This is a genomic window from Micromonospora sp. AB353 (assembly GCF_049538395.1).
Classification (GTDB): Bacteria; Actinomycetota; Actinomycetes; order Mycobacteriales; family Micromonosporaceae; genus Micromonospora; species Micromonospora aurantiaca.
The window spans coordinates 1-21,083 of the sequence record NZ_JBMVFV010000062.1; the positions used below are offsets into that span (position 1 = coordinate 1).

Annotated in this window: 17 protein-coding genes; 5 read left to right on the forward strand and 12 right to left on the reverse strand. The window is 73.7% G+C overall.

The features are described from left to right. Positions 1 to 12 precede the first annotated feature (12 nt). Complete coding sequence (locus ACPCK6_RS22070) at positions 13 to 660, forward strand: class F sortase (RefSeq protein ID WP_396883597.1); 648 nt, start codon at positions 13 to 15, stop codon at positions 658 to 660. Between the two features lie 336 nt (positions 661 to 996). On the opposite strand, the gene ACPCK6_RS22075 is transcribed toward ACPCK6_RS22070, so the two are convergent. Then, entirely contained in the window at positions 997 to 1,353 is a 357-nt protein-coding gene (locus ACPCK6_RS22075; protein WP_423482081.1) for a YegP family protein, read from the reverse strand. Between the two features lie 1,065 nt (positions 1,354 to 2,418). Continuing rightward, positions 2,419 to 3,420 (reverse strand): phosphotransferase family protein, encoded by a 1,002-nt coding sequence (locus tag ACPCK6_RS22080; protein WP_423482082.1) that lies wholly within the window; start codon positions 3,418 to 3,420, stop codon positions 2,419 to 2,421. Positions 3,421 to 3,530: 110 nt separating this feature from the next. Here ACPCK6_RS22080 and ACPCK6_RS22085 point away from each other — a divergent pair, with 110 nt between their 5' ends. Beyond that, positions 3,531 to 3,929 (forward strand): YchJ family protein, encoded by a 399-nt coding sequence (locus ACPCK6_RS22085; protein WP_423482083.1) that lies wholly within the window; start codon positions 3,531 to 3,533, stop codon positions 3,927 to 3,929. A gap of 98 nt (positions 3,930 to 4,027) precedes the next feature. On the opposite strand, the gene ACPCK6_RS22090 is transcribed toward ACPCK6_RS22085, so the two are convergent. The 10 genes from ACPCK6_RS22090 to ACPCK6_RS22135 form a co-directional block, all read right to left on the reverse strand. Then, on the reverse strand, positions 4,028 to 4,417 hold the full coding sequence (locus tag ACPCK6_RS22090) for a DUF2267 domain-containing protein (RefSeq protein ID WP_262011572.1): 390 nt from the start codon (positions 4,415 to 4,417) through the stop codon (positions 4,028 to 4,030). 89 nt (positions 4,418 to 4,506) lie between these two features. Next, positions 4,507 to 6,369 carry a transketolase gene (locus tag ACPCK6_RS22095; protein WP_423482084.1) on the reverse strand — a complete coding sequence of 621 codons (1,863 nt, stop codon included), beginning with the start codon at positions 6,367 to 6,369 and terminating at the stop codon, positions 4,507 to 4,509. 80 nt (positions 6,370 to 6,449) lie between these two features. Further along, a complete protein-coding gene (locus ACPCK6_RS22100; protein WP_423482085.1) occupies positions 6,450 to 7,691 on the reverse strand; it encodes an MFS transporter in 1,242 nt (413 codons plus the stop codon). A gap of 204 nt (positions 7,692 to 7,895) precedes the next feature. Then, entirely contained in the window at positions 7,896 to 8,912 is a 1,017-nt protein-coding gene (locus tag ACPCK6_RS22105) for a mechanosensitive ion channel family protein (protein WP_423482086.1), read from the reverse strand. A gap of 74 nt (positions 8,913 to 8,986) precedes the next feature. Continuing rightward, positions 8,987 to 10,216, reverse strand: a complete 1,230-nt coding sequence (locus ACPCK6_RS22110) for a hypothetical protein (protein WP_423482087.1) — start codon at positions 10,214 to 10,216, stop codon at positions 8,987 to 8,989. Positions 10,217 to 10,270: 54 nt separating this feature from the next. Further along, entirely contained in the window at positions 10,271 to 11,905 is a 1,635-nt protein-coding gene (locus ACPCK6_RS22115) for a protein kinase domain-containing protein (RefSeq protein ID WP_423482088.1), read from the reverse strand. Continuing rightward, entirely contained in the window at positions 11,902 to 12,075 is a 174-nt protein-coding gene (locus tag ACPCK6_RS22120; RefSeq protein WP_396884231.1) for a hypothetical protein, read from the reverse strand. Before ACPCK6_RS22120 ends, ACPCK6_RS22115 begins: the two co-directional genes overlap by 4 nt. 135 nt (positions 12,076 to 12,210) lie before the next feature. Further along, positions 12,211 to 13,998 (reverse strand): hypothetical protein, encoded by a 1,788-nt coding sequence (locus ACPCK6_RS22125; RefSeq protein ID WP_423482089.1) that lies wholly within the window; start codon positions 13,996 to 13,998, stop codon positions 12,211 to 12,213. 43 nt (positions 13,999 to 14,041) lie between these two features. Next, positions 14,042 to 14,506 (reverse strand): DUF4395 domain-containing protein, encoded by a 465-nt coding sequence (locus ACPCK6_RS22130; RefSeq protein ID WP_457609195.1) that lies wholly within the window; start codon positions 14,504 to 14,506, stop codon positions 14,042 to 14,044. Beyond that, a complete protein-coding gene (locus ACPCK6_RS22135) occupies positions 14,503 to 14,949 on the reverse strand; it encodes a TlpA family protein disulfide reductase (RefSeq protein WP_423482090.1) in 447 nt (148 codons plus the stop codon). Before ACPCK6_RS22135 ends, ACPCK6_RS22130 begins: the two co-directional genes overlap by 4 nt. Positions 14,950 to 15,172: 223 nt before the next feature. On the opposite strand from ACPCK6_RS22135, the gene ACPCK6_RS22140 reads away from it, so the two are divergent. The 3 genes from ACPCK6_RS22140 (at position 15,173) to dinB (ending at position 21,036) form a co-directional block, all read left to right on the forward strand. After that, positions 15,173 to 16,306, forward strand: a complete 1,134-nt coding sequence (locus ACPCK6_RS22140; protein WP_423482091.1) for a peptidoglycan recognition protein family protein — start codon at positions 15,173 to 15,175, stop codon at positions 16,304 to 16,306. Between the two features lie 259 nt (positions 16,307 to 16,565). After that, positions 16,566 to 19,751 carry a penicillin acylase family protein gene (locus ACPCK6_RS22145; protein ID WP_423482092.1) on the forward strand — a complete coding sequence of 1,062 codons (3,186 nt, stop codon included), beginning with the start codon at positions 16,566 to 16,568 and terminating at the stop codon, positions 19,749 to 19,751. Between the two features lie 97 nt (positions 19,752 to 19,848). After that, on the forward strand, positions 19,849 to 21,036 hold the full coding sequence (gene dinB / locus ACPCK6_RS22150) for a DNA polymerase IV (RefSeq protein ID WP_423482093.1): 1,188 nt from the start codon (positions 19,849 to 19,851) through the stop codon (positions 21,034 to 21,036). The last annotated feature ends 47 nt before the right edge of the window (positions 21,037 to 21,083 follow it).

The following is a 21,083-nucleotide window of genomic DNA, read 5'->3' on the forward strand; positions in this document are numbered from 1 at the left end:
GACGGAGGTGGGATGCTGCTCTCGTCGCCGCACGGCGGGCGGTCCCGGCTGCGCACCGCCGCTGTGGTCACCGCCGTCACGGTCGCCGCCGCCACCGGCGCCGGCCTGGTCTCGGCCGGGCTCGGCACCACGTCGGCGTCACCACCGCAGCCCGGCGTCTCCGCCGCGCCCGCCACCGAACGACCGGGTACGGCAGGCCCCGCGCTGCCCCGCGCCACGCCGGTGCGGGTCACCATCCCGCGCATCGGCGTCGACGCCGAGATCGTCCCGGTCGCCACCGACGCGGACGGCGCACTGGAGGTGCCGCCCCTGGAACGCCCGGAGGTCACCGGCTGGTACCACCCCGGCCCCGCCCCCGGCCAGGCCGGCAACGCGGTGCTCGTCGGGCACGTCGACTCGCAGCACGGCCCGGCGGTCTTCTTCGACCTCGGGCGGCTGCGCGGCGGCGACACGATCCGGGTGCTGCGCGCCGACGGGCGGACCGCGACGTTCACTGTGGACGGCGTCGGGGCGTACCCGAAGGAGCGTTTCCCCACCGCACGGGTCTACGGCGGCGACGCGGCGGCGCGGCTGCGGTTGATCACGTGCGGCGGGCGGTTCGACCCGCGGACCGGCAGCTACCCGGACAACATCGTCGTCTTCGCCACCGCGACCCGGTGACGGCAAGCGAGAGGCACCGGGCACTCGATACGTCGCACTGCGTTAAGGCACGGCCCTCGGGCTATACCGTCAGATTGTGGAGCTGCTTGGGTTGGGACGAGGACCCGCGATTTGCTTGGCGGGAGCAGCAAGCAGCGCACCACGCTCATCGTAGGTCGTAAGGGATTCCCTCACCTCCTTGCCGCCTTGAAGATGGGCCGCGTATGGGAGGGTGACGTCCGCGCTGGGATTGCCAAGAACCGCCCCAGCCCGATCGACGAGGACTGACGCCAGCCGGGGCCAGAAGGCAGAGCGCCCCCGGCGCGAGAAGCCTCACGCCGAGGGCAATCCGCTACCTCAGATGCGGGAGCCGGCCGTGGTCAGGTCGACGATCTGAGCCGAACCAGCACCCCGCTTCACCACGTCCGCCGCGTGCTGAGCGCCGGTGTAGGCGGTGTAGGTCTCGGACGCCGCGACCAGGATGCGGTTGTTGGTGCTCCACACCCGCCAGGACCAGGGCTGGCTGCCGGAGTTGGAGAGGAACACCTCGAACCGCAGGGTCAGCGCCGAGGCCTTGAGCGTCTGCGCCGCGCTGATAGCGTCAGCCTTGTTGTGCAGCGTCTCCGACTTGGCCAACTCACGGTTGTTGTCAGCGATGACCCGCCAGAAATACGGCTGGATCACGCTCTGGGAGTGCAGGATCTGAAGCTGCATTACGGGTAACCCTTCGGGGCGCCTGCCGCCTGTCGGCAGTGCGCGTGGTCCCGAGATCTCCACCCGTGCGCATCACGGTCGATTACGCATCTGACGTAGCACGTAATCGCCGACCGTTGTAGTGTCACAGTGCAGCCCGCCAAAGTTGCACCGAGACCCCCGCGCCCGGATGAGTCGACCCTCGACCCGTCTGGAGCCGGGGGTCTTTCTCGTTCTCGGCAGTAACGGTATGTGGTCGCGAGGCCGCATGCAAGTTGTCCATACGTGAATACCCCTCGGCGTGTCGGGTCTACCCGTCGTGGGTCACCAGCATGTGGACCACCACATCTTGGGGATGGCGGAATTGTCAGACGCGCCACGTATAATTTGCGGCCCTCGCCCGGTGGGCGTGGTCGTTCCGACCACATGTGACAGTCTGTGACCACAACAGCCTACCGCCAACATCCGTAGGCTGCTCACCGCCGGCGCCTGACCGGCAGACGCATGGGCAGCGAGGCCTCAGCATCGGGGCCAGAATCCCGGGTAGCCAAAGGACTGAAGGGACGGAGCTCAGCCAGGCTGCCGAGTATGGCAGGCCTGTCCTCGGGTCTCGTGTCCCGCAGCGCCATCTCAGCCAGTGCACGGTCTCGGTCAGCCTTGATCTTTACGTGCAGCAGCTTTGCACCCGCTAGAACGACGGTAGAAAGCATCGAAGCGGCTACCCAGAGCCCAGGATCTGCGAGCCCCACGGCCCAGTCTCCTCACTCTGGTCGAGTGAGGCACGCAGGGCTCAGCTCGACCAGTACGACGTTCGCACTGATGAAGCTGAGGTCCTGCGCCGATTGAGCAAGATCTCAGTGGTTCCATAGGGGCCTTAACGATGAGGCAATGGGCAGTCCCTCACTCCACCAATCGGCAGTGGGGTGCGGGTGACCTGCGGCTTGCGACCGCAGGATCGATATAGGTGCCTCTCGTCAGCGGAAGCAGCGTAACACGATGCGAGCATGCAGGGCCGTCACGTCACCTAGACACGTGAACGCGGCCCGGTGGCGCCCGTTGTCGTGCCACACGACACCACGCGGGCGTTCAGCCCTCCAGGTCGGCCAGTTCCGCGCCGAGCAGGTCCGCCAGCAGCGCCACCCGGCCCGGGTCGTTGTCGGCGGTGATGTTGCGGCTGGGCATCTCGACGGTCATCAGCAGGTAGAGATACAGCCGGTACAGCCCGAGCCGCCGCCGCGCCTCGGCGTCCAGCGGGAACGGCGCCGCCTCGCGGTAGGCGCGTACCAGCGGGTCGTCCGGCTCGTCCTCGACGCGGCGGAACAGCAACGGTGACACCAGGTCCATCAGCGGGTCGCCCCACAGGTACCGTTCGCCGTCGACCAGGCCGCTCAGACGCGGCGTGCCGTCCGGCCCGTCGACGGCGAGCACGTTCCCGGCCCAGCCGTCGAAGTGCAGCAGCGCCGGGCGGTCGACCGCGTCGAGCACCGCCGCGTGCCGCGCCACCAGCTCCCGGATCCGGGACGCCGGCACCGGCAGCGGCACCGCCCAGTCCGCGGCGTCGGCGAGCATGTCGTCCACCATGGCCGTGTAGGCGTCCCGCCACGTGGCGCCGGAGGCCCGGTCGCCGTCGTAGCCGTACCGCCCGCCGGTCACCGTGTGCAGCGCGGCGAGCGCGCGGCCGAACTCCGCGCGCAGCGGCCCGACGTCCGCGCCGGCCTGGCTCAGGTCCCAGAGGGGACGACCTGGTAGCCGCGCCATGAGCAGCCAGTCACCCAGTTCGGGGTGGCGGCCGTGGTGCAGCAGCTCCGGCGTGGGCACCCCCGGTGCGCGGTCGGCCACCAGGCGCAGGTAGTGCGCCTCCGCGCCGATCATGTCGCGCTCGTAGCGCAGCAGCGGTACGTGCGGCGGCGGACCGACCTTGAGCACCACGTCGCGGCCGTCGGTGAGGCGTACCTGCCAGACGGCGGCGAAGCCGCCCCCGGTCAGCGGGCCGCAGTCGGCCACCTCGGCGCCGGGCCCGAGCGAGGCGGCGAGATAGCGGCGGACCTGCGCGGGATCGAGAACCCGCTGGGTGGGACTCACACTCATGGTCCGGGGAGCCTACTGGGTTGAGGTGTAAGGAGGGGCCCCCTGTTAACGCCTCCGGTAGAGGAAGGGCCCCTTGTTAACACCTCTCCGCAGCTTGGGAGAATCGTGGCATGGCGAGACGGGGTGAACGGCCGGCGGCCTGCCCGTGCGGCACCGGCCGGCCGTACGCGGACTGCTGCGCCCCGGTCCACCGGGGCGAGGCGACGGCGGCGACCGCAGAGGCGCTGATGCGGTCCCGGTTCAGCGCGTTCGCGCGCGGCGACGCCGCCTACCTGCGGCACAGCTGGCACTCCACCACCCGCCCGGAGCGGCTGGAGCTGGACCCGGGCACCCGCTGGACCCGGCTGGAGATCGTGGAGACCGGGCAGGGCGGCCTGTTCGACAGCACCGGGACGGTCCGGTTCCGGGCGCACTACCGCGAGGACGGCCGGGCGGGCGTGCTGGCCGAGCACAGCCGCTTCGCCCGCGAGAACGGCCGCTGGGTCTACCTGGACGCGTCGCCCGAGTGACGCCTCCCCGGCGCCGACGCGGTGCGGCGCATCGCGGCGGGTGTTAAGAAGGGGCCCTTCCTCTACCGGAGGCGTTAACAAGGGGCCCTTCCTTACACCTAGGCGGGGCGGGGGGTGGGCTGGGCCAGCTCGGCGATCTCGCGGGGCAACTGGGACAGCGCTCGGTTGAACTGGGCCGGCCCGATCACCCGGTGCAGCGCCTGCAACACCGCCCGGGCGCCGCGCTCCGCGTCGGACGGGGTCGCGCCGGAGCGCTCGGCGACCCGGCGCAGGAATTCGTCGTACCCGAAGGCCTCGGGATCTTCGACCCGGGCGCGGGCCAGCAGCGGACGCAGCTCGTGCGCGACGTGCGCGGACAGGTCGTCGGCCTCGCCGCCGCTGATCCGTTCGGCGAGCGTGCGCAGTGTCGCCTCGGTCAGCGCGCGGGCCGTCTCGACCGGCACGCCGGCGCGGGCGGACACCCGCGCGTAGAACTCCGGTTCGGCCATGGTCCGTCCTCCCGTCGCAACGGCAGCGTGGCTACCCGCCGCCGGTCGCCGCAAACACCGCCGCACCGCCGGCCACGGCGAACAGGCGCTCAGGCCAGGGCCCGGGCCGCCGAGACGATCGCGCCGACGCCGATGCCGGCCCGGTCGAACTGCTGGGCGGGGGTGCCGGAGCCGGGCAGCCCGCGTACCGCCAGGTGGTTGACCCGGGCCGGTTCGCCCAGGTCGGCGAGCGCCTCCAGCACCGCGGAGCCCAGCCCACCTTCCGGGTAGTGGTCCTCGACCACGACGAGCCGCCCGCCGGTCTCCACGACGGTCTCGGCCAGGCGCTGCCGGTCCACCGGCTTGATCGAGTACAGGTCGATCACCCGCGCGTCGATGCCCTCGCGGGTCAGCTCGTCGGCCGCGGCGAGGCAGAGGTGCACCGTGACGCCGGTGCCGAGCAGCGCCACGTCCCCGCCGGCGCGCACCATCCGGCTGCCGCCGATCGGGAACGGCTCGGCGTCGTCGTAGAGCACCGGGTACTTGCCGCGCGTCGTCCGCAGGTAGCTCACGCCCGGGTGGTCGGGCATCTGGGCGACGAGCGCCGCGCAGGAGACCGCATCGGCCGGGCACAGCACCGTGGAGCCGGGCACCGCCCGCAGCGCCGCGACGTCCTCCAGCCCCATCTGGGACGGGCCGTCCGCGCCGATCTCCACCCCGGCGTGCGAACCGACGAGCGCGATGTCGGCCCGGGAGACCCCGGCCATCCGGATGAAGTCGTAGGCCCGGGACCAGAACGCGGCGAACGTCGCCGCGAACGGCCGGTAGCCGCGCACCGCCAGCCCGACCGCCGCGGCGGCGAGCTGCTGCTCGGCGATGAACATCTGGAAGAACCGATCCGGGTACGCGGTGGCGAAGCGCTCCGCCCGGGTGGAGTCGCTGACCTCGCCGTCGAGCGCGACCACGTCGGGCCGGGCGGCGCCGAGAGCGCGCAGCGCGTCACCGTACGCGTCCCGCGTGGCGACCTTCGCGCCGCGGGAGTACCGGGGCAGTTCCGGCTGTCCGTGCTCGGCCGGGGCGGTGCGCGGCGCGGCGGGGGGTTTCGGTCCGGCGACCCGGATCCGCCGGGGGCCGCCGAGCGCCCGTACGGCCCGGTCGGCCAGTTCCGGGTCGAACGGCTTGCCGTGCCAGGCCGGGTCGTTCTCCACCTCGGGTACGCCCTTGCCCTTGACCGTGCGGGCCAGCACCACTGCCGGCCCGGTGGCGTCGCGTGCCTGCCCGTACGCCTCGTCGATCGCGCCCAGGTCGTGGCCGTCGACGACGATCGCCTGGCAGCCGAACGCCTCGACGCGCCGCCGGTAGGTGTCCAGGTCCCACTCCAGTTCGGTGGGGCCGCGCTGGCCGAACCGGTTGACGTCGACGATCGTGGTGAGGTTGCGCAGCCCGTAGTGGCCGGCCTTGTCCAGCGCCTCCCAGACCGATCCCTCGGCGGTCTCGCTGTCGCCGCACAGCACCCAGACGTGGGCGGGCGACCGGTCGAGGTACTGGGCGGCGAGCGCCACCCCGACGCCGACCGGCAGGCCCTGGCCGAGCGAGCCGGTGGCGACGTCCACCCAGGGCAGCACCGGCGTGGGGTGGCCCTGCAGGCGCGACCCGGATCGCCGGTACGTCTCCAGCAGCTCCTGCTCGCTGATCGCGCCGGTGGCGCGGAACACCGCGTACAGCAGTGGGGAGGCGTGTCCCTTGGAGAAGATGAGGTGGTCGTTGCCGGGGTTGCCCGGGTAGGACCAGTCGTAGCGCAGGTGCCGGGCGACGAGCACGGCGAGCAGGTCGGCGGCGGACAGGCTGGACGTGGGGTGCCCGGAGCCGGCCATCGTGCTGCACCTGATCGCGTCCACCCGTAGCTGGGCGGCCAGGTCCGCCAGCCCGGTCAGCTCCTCGTCGCGCAGTGTGCGCTCTGCTTCCAACGTCACCGCGATCGTCTCCCGGGGTCGCCGAATTCCCGGACCAACGCTAGGCCGCGAACGCGACCATTGGTCCTCTTTCTGCCGATTCATGCTCGACCGGTGAGCAGCCAGAGCGCGACCAGCAGGTACGGCAGCACCGCGACCGCGAAGGCAGCCGGGTTGCCCACCGCACCGGCGAGCAGCCCGTACCCGGCGTAGAAGGCGACGATGGTCAGGTCGGTGGTCATTCCGGCGAGCGAGGTGACGGTGGCCCGGGCCGACCCGGTGATCCGGGCCTGGAGCCGCACGTCGGCGAGCACCGTGGCCAGTTGGAACGCGGCGAACGCCGCCGCCAGCAGCACGAACCCCGCCGGGTGCCGCAGCAGCGCCCCGGCGGCGGTCGCCGCGGCCGCGAACACGAGCAGACCGGCGTACCCGCGGTGGGACAGCCGCTCGCCCAGCGGCGCGAGCAGCCCGCCCACCGTCATCCCGGCCCACACCAGCAGGAGCAGCAGCGGTACGCCCACCTCGGCCATGCCGGTGTCGGCGGCGAGCAGGCCGGTGTATTCGTCGAGCCCGCCCCAGATCGCGGTGACGGCCGCGACCAGCAGCACGGCGGCGCGGACGCGGCGGTCGGCACGCACCTCGCGCAGGCCCAGGCGCAGGCTGTCCAGCCAGCCGGGCTCGTCGTCGCCCGGCCCCTCCCCCGGCGCGGCACTCGCGCGCGGCCCGTCCGGCTCGCCACCTGGAACCGGCGCTGAGGGTGGCCGGCGGTGTTCCGGGAAGCGGGCCGCGATGGCAGCCGCCAGCAGGCACGTCGCCACGCTCGCCGCGCCGACAGCGAGGTAGCCGCCGAGCGCGTACACCGGCCCGGCGAGCACCCCGGATCCGACCGCGCCGAGCACCTCGGCGGTGCGGGTCCGGCCGATCAGCCGGGCGTACCTGTCGGCCGCGCCGAGGCGTTCCAGCTCGGTGAAGACCAGCGCCTCCAGCGCGCCGGAGCGCAGCGCGCCACCGGCGCCCCAGAGCAGGAAGCCGACGGCGAACTCCGGATAGGACGGCAGCAGAACCCAGAGCGCGAACCCGGCGGCGGCCAGCAGCGGCGCGAGGCAGAGCAGCAGGCGGCGCGACACCGCGTCGGCCCACACGCCGGAGGGCACCTCCAGCACGATGCCGGCGGCCGCCCAGAGCACGAACAGCGAGGAGATCTGCCCGACCGACAACCCGGTGTCGGCGAACAGCAGCACGTAGAGCGGGTAGAGCAGGACGAGGTCGGTGAGGAACGCGTACCCGTAGAGCGTCGCCGCCAGACGGCGGGTCGCTGGTACGCGGGCAGGAGCGACGAGCATGGAACCTTCCCACGGGACGTGACGGACACCGGTCGGAATGCACGGCGTCCGCGGCGGCCCGCGGCCTCGTCGCTCAGGAAGGCATCAACATCGCCAGGTCATGCCGGGATCCTATCCGCCGCGAGCCGCTCCCGTGGTCCCCCGGCGGGCACGAGATCGGGGCGGGACCGTGCGGTCCCGCCCCGATTCGTCGCTGCTGTCGGGTCAGCGGCGGAACTTCTCCACGTCGGCCTGCGGGATGACCATGGTGGCCTCGTTGTCCGCGGCCTGCTCGGCGGTCGGCTGACGCGGCGTGGTCGGCTGGGTGCGGTCGGAGTCGGCGTACGCCGGGATGTGCTGCGTCGCCTCCGCGCCCGCCTGCGACGGCACCGGCTCGGTGGCGTCCGCGCCGGCGGCGGCCGGGGTAGCCGGGTAGGCCGGGACCGGCTGGGTGCGGTCCGCCTCGGCGTCGCGGCTCACCGGCTGGGTCAGCTCGGAGTCCGCGTACGGGCCGGTGGCGGCCAGGCGGGCCTCGACGTCACGACGGCCGGCCTGGTACGCGCGGGCGTGCGTGGCGATGGTCCGCGACTCCTCCTCGGCCCGGGTCAGCCAGTTCTCCCAGCGGCTCTGCATCGGCCGGACCAGCCCGCCGCCGACGCCGACGACGAGGATGCCGCCGACGGTGGCGAGCACCGCGATCAGCACCGGGGTGGTGACGGTGGTGGCGACGCCGATCTGGTTGAGCGCGGCGATGACGCCGAGGCCCAGGATGAACACCGAGGCGAGGTTCGCCAGCACCCGGCCGTACGAGAGGCCGCCGAGCGCGCTGGAGATGATGTCCTTCACCGCGCGGGCGATGGCCGCGGCGACCACCACGATGACGATGGCGACGAACGCCCGGGGCAGCCAGGCGATCACGCCGGCGATCAGGTCGGAGATGGGGTTCGGGCCCCAGATGCCGAACGCGAGCTGCAACGTCACCAGCAGCACGCCGTAGTAGGCCAGCTTCGCGACGATGTCGCTGGCGTCGTACTTCGAGCGGGCCAGCGCGGTCTTGATCCCGCCGCGCTCCACGGCCCGGTCGAAGTGGACCCGCTCCAGGACCTTGTCCACGAGCTTCAGCACGGCCTTGGCGATCAGCCAGCCGACGATCAGGATCGCGACGAACGCGACCGCCTTGGGCAGGAACAGCATCACCGAACGGAACGCGTCGCCCACCGCGTCCCCGAAGTTGTCTCTCATCGAAGGGCCTCCACGTACGTGGTCCATGTTTGTTCGGGTGGGGCTACCCGGACCCGCGCGCGGGGAAACGCGGGTCAGCCGCCGGGACAGCGGTAGACGACCCGGGTGCTGGCCTGCGCCGTCGACGGTTCGATGATGTTGACGGTGGCGATCCCGGTGGTCGTCCCGGCCCCGGTGAACGTCCACTTCAGGGTGAGCGCCGCCGTGTGCTGCCCGCTGCCGACCCGCTCGGTGAGCACGGCGCCGGGCGGCGCGTCGGAGCGGAACCACTGGTACCTGATCGTCCCGCCGCGCCCGTTGGTGCGCACGGTGGCCACCACGTCGACAGTCACGTCGCAGGCGACACCCGCGGGCCGGGGCACCGCGACGGTGACCCCCTCGACCTCCAGCGGGCGCAGCCGCTGCCACAGGTAGAGGCCGACGGTCAGCAGCAGCACCACGGTGAGCAGCGTGGACAGCACCGAGACGACGCGACGCCAGACCGGGCGCGGCCGGATCGGCGGTGCGGTGGGCCAGTGCGGCGCGGGCGGCGGCGTCGCCGGCACTCCCGGCCCGAAGCGCAGCTCACCGCCGGGGGCCGGCACGCCGCTCACCGCCCGCGCGTGGCCGCTCCGATCCGGGTACGCCTCGGCGCCCGTCGCCGCCGTCCCGGTGGGTTGGCCCTGATGCGGTACGCCGGTGGGCTGCCAGGACGCGGTGGGCTGCCACGATGCGGTCGGTTCCGCGCCGGGGCGCCCAGTCGGCTCCGCCGGCGGACGCGCATGGACGGTGGCCTGTCCGGTCGCGCTTTTGGCTGGCGGGCGCATCCGGGCCGTCGCCTCACCTGTGTCGTCTGCCCGGCCTGGGCTCAGGTGCACGGTCGGCTCGGCAGCCGGCGTGGCCGAGGCGGCGAGCTCTGCGGTGCGGTCGTCCCCGCCGGGGATCGCGGCCAGGTGGACCGTGGGTTCGGCGGTAGGTGGCCGGCCGGCCGCCGCCCCGGGGAGGTGGACGGTGGGCTCCGAGCTGCCGGTCGCCGCCGGGGTGTCGACGGCGAGCCGGACGGTCGGCTCCGCATGGTCGATCACGAGCGCCGTCGTCGGCTCGGCGCTGCCGGTAGCCGGCTCCGCCCGCTCAAGGGCCGACGACACGGTCGGCTCCGCTTTCTCGGGGGCCGGGTCTGCCTGCGTGACGGCGAGCGGCACCGTCGGGTCGGCGTCGGCTCGGGGACGGACCAGATGGACGGTGGGCTCGGCGGCGTCCGCGTCGCCGGTAATCGGCAGGGCGCGGGTGGGCAGCGCCTCGGTGGGCTCGTCGGGGCGGGTCACGCCGACCGCCTCCGGGACGGGCTGCGGTGCGGGGCAGCGGGCACTGTCGTACTCCTAGCCGGGGGTGCAGTCGTGGTAGAGCGTCACGTACACCGGTGACGTCGAGGTGGTCGTGTTGCCGGCGGCGTCGGCGGCGGTGACCCGGATGGGGATGCGGGCGCTGCGCTTGGGCGTGGACAGCGGGCCGAGCGTGCCGGTGAACAGCCCGCGCCCGGCGGCGGCCATCCGGATCGTGCCGGTGGCGCCGTCGACGGTGTAGCCGAAGGTGACGGTGAGCGCGGCCGGGCCGCTGCGGTCGTCGGTGACGGTGGCGGTGACCGTGCTGCTCTTGGCGCCGTAGGGGCAGCCCTTCGGGTCCAGCTCGCCCGGGTCGGCGCTGACGCCGTCCACGACCGGCGCGGTCACGTCCGGTGGCGGCGGGCTGGTGGTGCGCGACGCGCTGGGGGTGGGTGTGCCGGTTCGGGTCGGCGACCCGGTCGGGTCGGGGGTGGCCGACGGCGCGGGAGGTGGCGGCGCGGCGGACGCGGTGGACGGGCTGGGTGTGGGTGACGGGCTGGGTGTCGCGGCGCCGGTCGGGTCCGGTACGGGTGGGCCGGTGGTGGCGGGAGCGGCGCTCGCCGGGCCGGTCGGGCCCGTGGCGGACGTGTCGTCGTGGGCGGCGTAGCTGTAGCCGGCGCCCCCGGCCAGGACGGCGGCGGCCAGGGCGCCGGCGGCGAGCGCGGTGCGGGTGCGGCCCTTGCGGAACCGTCCGCTCCGGCCGATGGTGGTCGTGCCGAGTGCGGTGTGCGCCACGGCGGTGGCGCCCTCGGCCCGGTCCGGGAACGGCCACAGCGCGGCCAGCAGCACTGCCCGCCGGGCCAGTTCGCGCAGCCCGCGTTCCTCCCATTCCGGGCCGTAGCCGGTGCCGGCGACCCGTTCCAGCAGCTCCAGGAACGCCTCGGCGGACGGCGGACGCTCGCCGGGGCGTTTGGCCATGCCGTGGCGCAGCAGTTCGTGCACCGGCGGGGGTGCCGCCTCGGCGGGGATCGGCGCGCTGGCGTGCTGGTCGCGCAGCGAGAGCAGGTCCGGTCCCTGGTACGGGGGACGGCCGGTGAGGCACTCGAAGAACGTGGCGGTGGCGGCGTAGACGTCGCACGCGGGGCTTGCCGGCGCGCCGGTCCACTGCTCGGGCGCCATGTAGCGGGGCGTGCCGGACACCGTGGTGTCGGAGCCCTGGCCGATCGGCATGGCGATGCCGAAGTCGGCGAGTTTGCTCAGGCCGGTGCCGGTGACCAGCACGTTCTCCGGTTTGTAGTCGCGGTGCACGACACCGTGGGCGTGTGCGGCGGCCAGGCCGGCGAGCGAGCCCTTGAGGACGCAGAGCGCGGCCTCGGGTGTGGTCGGTCCGTGTTCGCGCAGCATCTGGCGCAGTGAGACGCCGTCGACCAGTTCCATCACGATGGCCGCGCCGTGCGGGCTCTCCACGTACTCGTAGAGGCGGCTGACGTGCGGGTCGTCGATCTCGCCGAGGAGCCGGGCCTCGGTGCGGAACGCGGTCCGGAACGCCGAGTCCTCGCCCAGGTCGCGGATCAGGTACTTGATCGCGACGGGGGTGCCGGTCGGGTCGTGGGTGGCGAGCACGACGCTGCCCGACGCGCCGGCACCGAGCCGGCGGACGGGGGTGTATCCGGACAGTTCCCAGCCGCTCATGCGACAGACTCCACGGCGTCCCACGGGCGGATGTCGGTCGCCGCCTCGCTCGTCATTCTCACCGTGACGCAGCCGCCGGCCATCGCCGCAACGGCTGCTTCCGGACGCCGGTCGGCGTCCGGGCGCTCGCGCGGCACGGCGCGGCGCGGCAGGTGGTCGGTATCGGACACACCGCCACGATTACCAGACCCCGGCAACCACAGTCACCTCGTCGATCATGAAGTTGACAGGGACGAAGAGGACGGACATCGCCGCCAACTTCATGATCGACGGAGAGGGAGTGCGGCGGGTGAGAGGGCGCGGGTTCAGAAGCGGCGAGGTGAGGGGATGCCTGCGGGTGGCGGGGTGCGGAGCAGCCAGAGGGGGTTGCTCGCGCCGACGATCTCGCCGTCGCGGTCGCGGACCTGGGTCCGGACGTACGTGCCGGCGCCAACGCGCACCGGCAGGTCGTACCAGCCCTGCCGCAACTGCCGCCAGGGCACCTGATCGACCCGGACCGCCGGTGTCGGGTCCGCGACACCGGCCCGGTCGACCTCACCGATGACCGTCTCCAGCGTGGCCCCGGCCGGCAGATCGGTGGCGCGCAGCCGCACCGTGACGGTGTCCTCGGTGAGTACGGCGAGCGCGCCCATCGCGCTGCGGCCGCCCAGCTCCAGGTCCAGCGCGCCCCGGTAGCCGGTCAGGTCGGCGAACCACGCCTGCCCGGCGCGCAGCGCCGCGATCAGGTCGTCCCGGCCGGTCGAGGCCGCCCACACCGAGGTGACGTCGCGGTCCCGGCCGGCCCGCCAGTCGGTGCCGTCGTGGTCGTCGGTGACCCCCACGGCGGTGAGCGGGATCGCGTTGCGGGCCGCCACGTCGTACGCCCAGAGGTGGTCCTCGACCGGCCGGCGTCCGATCTCGATCAGGTCGACGCCGAGCGCGTTACGACCGACCAGCAGGCGGGCCAGTGATTCGCGGCGTTCGGTGTCCAGCGGGTGGTTCCAGCACACCACCCCGCCGTGCGCGTGCAGGAACTCCACCATCCGTTCGGTGGCGTCGACGTCGTTGTCCCGGTACGGCGGGGACGGGAAGCGCGGCAGCGTGCCGTCGCCGCCGAACCAGTTGAGGTGCCGCACCATCGACACCTCGTACGCCCGGTGGTGGGTGACGCCGGGGTACGCCCCGTCGTAGCCGCGCAGCACCTCGGCGCGCAGCTCCTCGCCCGCCTGGCCGGCGCGGCGAGCGCGGTCGAAGACGAGCCGGTCCACCAGGTAGGCGCCGCGCCCGCCACCGGCCACCGTCACGCCGAGGCGCAGCCCGCGCAGCGAGTTGTCCCCGGCGACCAGGCCGGGCCAGAGCCGCCGTACGTCGGCGAGCAGGTCGAACGTGTGCCGCCGCCAGGCGCCGGGCGGGGCGGGCAGCTCGACGGTGCCGTGGCGGCCGTCGACAGTGTGCCGGGGCGTGTCGACACCGCCGAGGCGGTAGCGCAGCACGAGCTGCCCGGCGGGGCGGCCGGGTCCGGCCGGGTGGTGCGACAGCGCGAGTTCCACGGTGAGCGTCGCGTCCCGGCCCGCCGCTTCGGGGCGTACGTCGAGGTGCAGTGTCGTGTCGGAGATGTTGGCGGTGTGCGTCCAGTTCCACGCCTTGCCCGCGTACCAGAGGGTGCCGGAACCGGCGGCGGTGAGGCGCAGCGCGCGGCCGGGGCCGTCGGGGGCGTCCGGCGCGTCCACGAAGTCGGCGGCCGAGCCGGTCAGCCGTCCCTCGGTGGCGGGCTGCCAGGTCCAGGCCAGGCCGCCCTCGCGTTCCTCCGGGCCGTCGAAGTGGACGACCCGGCGATGGTCGTGGGCGGCGACCCGGAAGTCGTGGTCGGTCCACCAGAGCACATCGACGCCGTTGCGGCGGGCCTGGTCGAGGTGGGCGGCGTAGCTGGCCACGCCCTCGCTGAACGAGGCGTGCAGGTGCATCGCCATGCTGACCGGCCGCCGGCCGCGCGGCGGGGGCGGCGGCCGGTCGTTCGTGGCGGCCAGCCCGACCGGCACGCCGATCCCGGCGACCGCCAGCCCGCCCGCGGCGACGAGCACGCTGCGCCGGTCCAGCCGCCCGCGACCCGCCATGCCACTCCCCCCGTCCGCCCGGGGCCAGCGTACGGGCGGAACCTCAGCGCGGGGGCACCGCCACCCGGGCGGCGAGTGGGCGTCCGGCCAGCCGCCGGATCGTCAGGTACGCCTCGCAGCCGAGGCAGAGCCCGAACGCGGCGTTTCCGAAGGCGGCGGCCAGCGCCGCGCCGGTGGCGGTCAGGCCGAGCGCGGGCAGCCCGGCGAACCAGCCGGCCGCACCGGCGACGCTGAAGACCAGGCCGACGACCTGGGCGAAGCGCACCGGCGCGACCGGCTCCAGCTCCGCCGGCGGGTCCAGCCGGGGCGCCACCAGGGCGCGGAACAGCAGGCCGTACGGGCCGACGCGCGGATTCAGGGCGGTGAGCGCGAACACCACGGCCTGGGCGAGCAGGAGCAGCCCGGAGCCGGTGACGAGGACGATCGCGAGGACGACTGTGGTGAGGACGGCGGCGAAGCGCGGTCCCCGGGGGTCGAGCAGCATGGGACGAGGCCGTACGCCGGTCATCGCGCCGCCCCGGCCGTGAGCGCGGCGATCAGGTCGTCGCGGTCGGGCACGCCGGCGGCCCGGCGCACCACGCGGCCGGCGGCGTCCACCACCAGCACCGTCGGGGTACGCCACACGTCCAGTTCCCGGGCCGCGTCGAGGTGTTCGTCCACGCCGACCTCCCGCACCGCGACCCCGTCGACGCGGGCGGCGACGTCGGCGAGCACCCGGCGGGCGGCCCGGCAGGGCGCGCAGACCGGTGCGGAGAACTGGACCAGCGTGACCTCGCCGGGGCGTACCCCGAGGGCGGTGAGGGTGGCCCGGTGCGGCGCGTCGGCGGCCGATGGGCGCTTCCGGACGGCGCGCAGCCGCCCGTCGTGGCGGCGGCGCCACCAGCCGAACGCGGTGGCGCCCGCGAGCACCGCGACGAGCACGAGGATCCCGGTCAGGCTGGGCGACTGCACCGGCCCAGGCTGCCACGGCGGGTCGCGGAAGACCATGGTCCGTCCCGGTCAGCGGACGTGACATCGCCTACTCCGGCGGTAGGAGCGGCCGGTTCACCGGCCGGTGAACGTCGCTTTTGTCCTCTGGCGCGCCGCGCGAGCTTGGCAATATTCTCCACCACGCGCGCAGTCGTTGCAGTTCCTTTACATCGCCCGGCGCCGGCCGGGCCATCGAGGAGGCGAGATGCACTTCGACCACCCCGAGCTGGACCGCCGTACGCTGCTGCGGGCCGGCCTCGGCGCCGCAGCGGTCGCGGTCGTCGGCAGCGAACTCGCCCTGCCGGCCGCCGCGCACGCCGCGCCGGGTGCGGACCTCGACTGGATCATCGGTTGCGACGAGTGGGCCGCCCGCCCGCCGGCCGGCCCGCTCTCGGTGAGCGCGATCCCGACCAACAAGATCATCGTGCACCACATGGCGTTCCCGAACGTCACGGACTACTCCGAGGAGCACGCCAAGCAGCTCGCCCGCGACTGCCAGGACCTGCACATGGACGGCAACGGCTGGTCCGACACCGGGCAGCACTTCACGGTGAGCCGCGGCGGTCACGTCCTGGAGGGACGCCACGGCAGCCTGGACCGGCTGCGGGCCGGCGACCGGCAGATGATCGCCGCGCACTGCCCGGGCGAGAACGGGCGGGCCATCGGCATCGAGAACGAGGGCACCTACGTCACCGAGACGCCGCCGGAGGAACTGCTCGACTCCCTCGCCCGGCTGTGCACCGCGATCTGCCGGCAGTACGGGCTGCACGCGCACGACATCTTCGGCCACTGGGACTTCCGCGCCACGCTCTGCCCGGGCGCGATGTTCTACCGGGAGTTCCCGGCGCTGCGCCGCGCGGTGTTCCAGAAGCTCGGCACGAAGCTGGGCGACGTTCCGGCCCGCCGCTGGCCCGACATCTGGCGTTTCGTCGGCGGCCCGGTGGTCCAGGCCGCGCAGTACCTGCTCACGTTCCGCGGCTACACCGTGCCGACGAACGGCGTGTTCGACGCGGCCACCGTCGCCGCGGTCCAGGACTGGCAGGCGCGCAACGGCATCCCGGTCGACGTCGACGCCACGCTCACGGCGCCGACCTGGGAGACCCTGGCCCCGGAGCTGGACCAGAAGTCGTCGGGCGTCCCGGTGGTGGCCGCGCAGTCCATGCTCGCCTCCAAGGGCTACGCCGAGGTCACCGCGACCGGCGAGTACGACCACGCGACCCGCACGGCGGTGAAGGACCTCCAGCGCCTGCACGGACTACCGCCCAACGGCAAGATCAGCACCACCACCTGGTGCGCGCTGGTGGGGGGCGTGGTGCGCCAGTCGTTCCACAAGCACTGACGGCGCACCGGCGGGGAGAGCGGTGGGGGTGGCAACGGCGCCACCCCCACCGCGTCGTTACGGCCTGGATCGCGGCGAAACGTCGGCATTGACGACTGGTGAACGACGGCTATCCCGGACGGCGGTGGTGCGCCGATCATTGCCCGCAGATAGATATGAGTCATTCTCACCTCCGGGCAGAACGCCCGGGCACGGAGGCCGAGACGCCGTCATCCGGGCGTACCGAACGGCCCTACTCCGCGTCCCCCGGAGGATCGCCATGCCACGACCCGCCATCCGTGCCCGCCTCGCGGCGCTCACCGCCGCCGCCCTCACCGCGAGCGTCCTGACGGTCATCACGCCGTCACCGGCGCTCGCCGCCACCACGTTCACCCCCGACGACTACTGCCTCGGTCAGTGCGCCGACATCCTGCCCCCCGGGCAGAACGGCAACGCCACCCTCGCCGGCATCCTGGCCCACCAGGCGCTCGGCACCCGCCCGGCGCACTCCAGCGACCAGCTCGACGAGTACGCCAACCTGGTCTACAACTACGCCGGGCTGACCGACGAGCAGATCGCCCACTTCTACAACGACGCCTCGTTCGGCGTCCCCGACGCCCAGGTCGAGAGCAGGATCTCGCCGCGTTCGGACGTCACCATCGTGCGGGACAAGGCCACCGGCGTCCCGCACGTCACCGGCACCACCCGCGCCGGCACCATGTTCGGCGCCGGCTACGCGGGAGCCCAGGACCGGCTCTGGGTGATGGACCTGCTGCGGCACGTCGGCCGCGGCGACGTCAGCTCGTTCGCCGGCGGCGCCCCCGGCAACCGGGAGCTGGAGCAGAGCGTCTGGGCCAACTCGCCCTACACCGAGGCGGACCTCCAGGCCCAGGTCGACGCGCTGCGCCTCAAGGGCACCCGGGGTCAGCAGCTCTACACCGACGTCGTCGACTACATCGCCGGCATCAACGCCTACATCGACAAGTCGATCGCCGACGACAACTACCCCGGCGAGTACGTGCTCACCGGCGCCGGCAAGCCGAAGCACTTCACCATGACCGACCTGATCGCCACCGCCGGTGTCATCGGCGGGCTGTTCGGCGGGGGCGGCGGCAGCGAGGTGCAGTCCGCGCTGGTGCGGGTGGCCGCCCGGGCCAAGTACGGCCCGACCGAGGGCGACCGGGTCTGGACGGCGTTTCGCTCGCAGAACGACCCGGAGACCGTGCTGACACTGCACGACGGGCAGAGCTTCCCGTACGGCGCGACGCCGCCCGGCGCCACCAGCGCGGTGCTGCCCGACGCCGGCACGGTGGTCGCCGAACCGCTCGCGTACGACGCCACCGGCGGAGCCGCCGCCCGCACCGGCACCAGCGCCGCCACCAAGGACCTGGTCGGCGGCCTGTCCAACCTGCGGGCGCACGGCATGTCCAACGCGGTGGTGGTCTCCGGCCGGCACACCACCACCGGCAACCCGGTCGCCGTGTTCGGCCCGCAGACCGGCTACTTCGCCCCGCAGCTGCTCATGCTCCAGGAACTCCAGGGGCCGGGCATCAGCGCGCGTGGCGCGGCGTTCGCCGGGCTGAACCTCTACGTACTGCTCGGCCGCGGCCAGGACTACGCGTGGAGCGCCACCTCCGCCTCCCAGGATCTGACCGACACGTACGCGGTGCCGCTGTGCACCACCGACGGCAGCGCGCCGACGCTGCGCTCCAACCGCTACCTCTTCCGCGGCCAGTGCGTCGCCATGGAGGTGCTGGAGAAGCGCAACTCCTGGTCGCCGACGCTCGCCGACTCCACCCCGGCCGGCGCGTACACGCTGCGCGCGCTGCGCACCAAGTACGGGCTGGTGTCCTACCGGGGCCTGGTGAACGGGCAGCCCACCGCGTTCACCAAGCTGCGCTCCACCTACCGGCACGAGGCCGACTCGGCGATCGGCTTCCAGGCGTACAACGACCCGGCGGCGATGGGCAGCGCGGCGGCGTTCCAGGCGTCCGCGGCCAGCGTCGGATACGCGTTCAACTGGTTCTACGTCAACTCGACCGAGGCGGCGTACTACAACTCCGGCTCGAACCCGGTGCGCTCCTCCACCTCCGACCCGAACCTGCCGATGAAGGCCGAGCCGGCGTACGAGTGGGCCGGCTGGAACCCGGACACCAACGACGCCACGTACGCCCCGGCGTCGACCCACCCGCAGTCGGTCAACCAGGACTACTACGTCAGCTGGAACAACAAGCAGGCGCGCGACTTCGGCGCGGCCGACGGCAACTTCAGCTACGGCGCGGTGCACCGGGGTCAACTGCTCGACGGTCCGGTGAAGGCGGCCATCGCCCAGCGCAAGGTCGGACGCGCCGACATCGTGCGGATCACCGCCGAGGCGGCGGTGACCGACCTGCGCGGCCAGCAGGTGCTCGGCGAACTGCTGCGGGTGCTCGACAGCACGCCGGTCACCGACCCGGCGCTCGCCGCCGCGGTGACCAAGCTGCGGGCCTGGCAGCAGGCCGGATCGCGGCGGGTGGAGACGTCACCCGGCTCGAAGGTCTACCAGCACGCCGAGGCCATCCGGATCTTCGACGCCTGGTGGCCGCTGCTCGCCTCGGCACAGTTCCGTCCCGGCCTCGGCCCCGACCTGTACGGCGCGCTCGTCGACGCCCTCCAGGTCAACGAGGCGCCCTCGGGCGGCCAGAACGGCGCCCGCGACGGCACGGTGAACTGGGCGTCGCAGGGGCAGGCGCACAAGGGCTCGGCGTTCCAGTACGGCTGGTGGGGTTACGTCGACAAGGACCTGCGGGCCGTGCTCGGCGACCCGGTGGCCGGCGGGCTCGGACGCACGTACTGCGGCAACGGCAACCTGGGCGCATGCCGGCAGGCGCTGCTGGACACGCTCGGCCAGGCCGCCGCGGCGCCGGCGACCACCGTCTACCCGGGCGACTCCTCGTGCGGGGCGGGCGACCAGTGGTGCGCCGACTCGATCGCCCAGTCCGGGCTCGGCGGCATCACCCACCCGCTGATCGCCTGGCAGAACCGGCCCACGTACCAGCAGGTCGTCTCGTTCCCGGCGCGCCGGGGCGACGCGGTGACCAACCTGGCGCAGGGCCGTACCGCCACCGCGTCCAGCACGCAGTTCCTGACCAGCAACACCCCGGCGAAGGCGGTCGACGGCAGCCTCGGCACCCGGTGGGCCAGCAGCTACAACGACAACCAGTGGCTGCGGGTGGACCTCGGCTCGGCCCGGACGATCAGCCGGGCGGTGCTGCGGTGGGAGGCCGCCTACGCCACCGGCTACCGGATCGAGGTCTCCGGTGACGGCAACTCCTGGCAGCCGGTGTTCAGCACCACCACCGGCAACGGCGGCGTCGACAACGTGACGTTCGCCCCGGTCAGTGCCCGCTACGTGCGGATGTACGGCGTCACCCGGGCCACCTCGTACGGCTTCTCGCTCTACGAGTTCGAGGTCTACGGACGGTGACCGCGGACGACCGGCCGGCGGGTGCTCCCGCCGGCCGGTCGTCCGTGTCCGGGCAGGCCAGTCCCGCCTATTCGAACATGTGTGCGAGGATGGCGGGGTGTCGAGCGAGGCCACCATCCTGCACGCCGACCTGGACGCGTTCTACGCCTCGGTCGAGCAGCGCGACGACCCCCGGCTGCGCGGCCGGCCGGTGATCGTCGGCGGCGGCGTGGTGCTCGCGTGCAGCTACGAGGCCAAGGCCCGGGGCGTACGCAGCGCGATGGGCGGCCGGCAGGCGCGGCGGCTCTGCCCGGACGCCGTCGTGGTGCCGCCCCGGATGGCCGCCTACACGGCCGCCAGCCGGGCGGTGTTCGAGATCTTCCGGCACACCACCCCGCTCGTCGAAGGGCTCAGCATCGACGAGGCGTTCCTCGACGTGGGTGGGCTGCGGCGGCTCGCCGGAACGCCGGCCGCCGTCGCGGCCACGCTGCGGGAGCGGGTACGCCGCGAGGCCGGCCTGCCGATCACCGTCGGCGTGGCCCGGACGAAGTTCCTGGCGAAGGTCGCCAGCGGTGTGGCGAAGCCGGACGGGCTGCTGGTCGTCGAGCCGGACCGGGAACTGGCGTTCCTGCACCCGCTGCCGGTCGAGCGGCTGTGGGGCGTCGGCCCGGTCACCGCCGCCCGGCTGCGCGACCGCGGCCTTCGTACCGTCGGGCAGGTGGCCCGGCTGGACGAGCCGGCGCTGGTGTCGCTGCTCGGCGCGGGCGCCGGCCGGCACCTGCACGCGCTGGCCCACAACCGCGACCCACGGGCGGTGCAGGTGGGCCGCCGCCGCTCCTCGATGGGCGCGCAGCACGCGCTGGGACGCGGCCCGCACTCCCCCGCCGACCTGGACGCGGTGCTGGCCGGGCTGGTCGACCGGGTCACCGGCCGGATGCGCGCCGCCCGCCGCACCGGCCGCACGGTGACGCTGCGGCTGCGTTTCGCCGACTACACCCGCGCCACCCGGTCGCACACGCTCGACGAGCCGACCGCGCAGACCGGACCGCTGCGGAGCGCCGCCCGTGACCTGCTGCGCGCCGCGCTGCCGCAGATCGCGGAACGGGGCGTCACGCTGCTCGGCGTCTCCGTGGGCAACCTCGGTGCCGGGCACACCCAGCTCACCCTGCCGTTCACCGCCGAACCCGGCCCGGCGCTGGACGCCGCCGTCGACGCGGTGCGGGACCGCTTCGGCTCGCGGGCGCTGACCCGTGGCGTGCTGCTCGGCCGCGACCCGGGCGTCGAGATGCCCCGGCTGCCGGACTGACCGCCCGGCCTCCTCCCCGGGTAGGAGACGCGCTCCGACCCGGGGCC

Coding starts and splice junctions, on each gene's coding strand:
- ACPCK6_RS22125 (WP_423482089.1), bottom strand. CDS start 13,998: ATGGCGGGTCGCGGGCGGCTGGACCGGCGCAGCGTGCTCGTCGCCGCG.
- ACPCK6_RS22105 (WP_423482086.1), bottom strand. CDS start 8,912: ATGAGAGACAACTTCGGGGACGCGGTGGGCGACGCGTTCCGTTCGGTG.
- ACPCK6_RS22100 (WP_423482085.1), bottom strand. CDS start 7,691: ATGCTCGTCGCTCCTGCCCGCGTACCAGCGACCCGCCGTCTGGCGGCG.
- ACPCK6_RS22145 (WP_423482092.1), top strand. CDS start 16,566: ATGCCACGACCCGCCATCCGTGCCCGCCTCGCGGCGCTCACCGCCGCC.
- ACPCK6_RS22140 (WP_423482091.1), top strand. CDS start 15,173: ATGCACTTCGACCACCCCGAGCTGGACCGCCGTACGCTGCTGCGGGCC.
- ACPCK6_RS22085 (WP_423482083.1), top strand. CDS start 3,531: ATGGCGAGACGGGGTGAACGGCCGGCGGCCTGCCCGTGCGGCACCGGC.
- ACPCK6_RS22115 (WP_423482088.1), bottom strand. CDS start 11,905: ATGAGCGGCTGGGAACTGTCCGGATACACCCCCGTCCGCCGGCTCGGT.
- ACPCK6_RS22075 (WP_423482081.1), bottom strand. CDS start 1,353: ATGCAGCTTCAGATCCTGCACTCCCAGAGCGTGATCCAGCCGTATTTC.
- ACPCK6_RS22080 (WP_423482082.1), bottom strand. CDS start 3,420: ATGAGTGTGAGTCCCACCCAGCGGGTTCTCGATCCCGCGCAGGTCCGC.
- ACPCK6_RS22130 (WP_457609195.1), bottom strand. CDS start 14,506: ATGACCGGCGTACGGCCTCGTCCCATGCTGCTCGACCCCCGGGGACCG.
- ACPCK6_RS22090 (WP_262011572.1), bottom strand. CDS start 4,417: ATGGCCGAACCGGAGTTCTACGCGCGGGTGTCCGCCCGCGCCGGCGTG.
- ACPCK6_RS22070 (WP_396883597.1), top strand. CDS start 13: ATGCTGCTCTCGTCGCCGCACGGCGGGCGGTCCCGGCTGCGCACCGCC.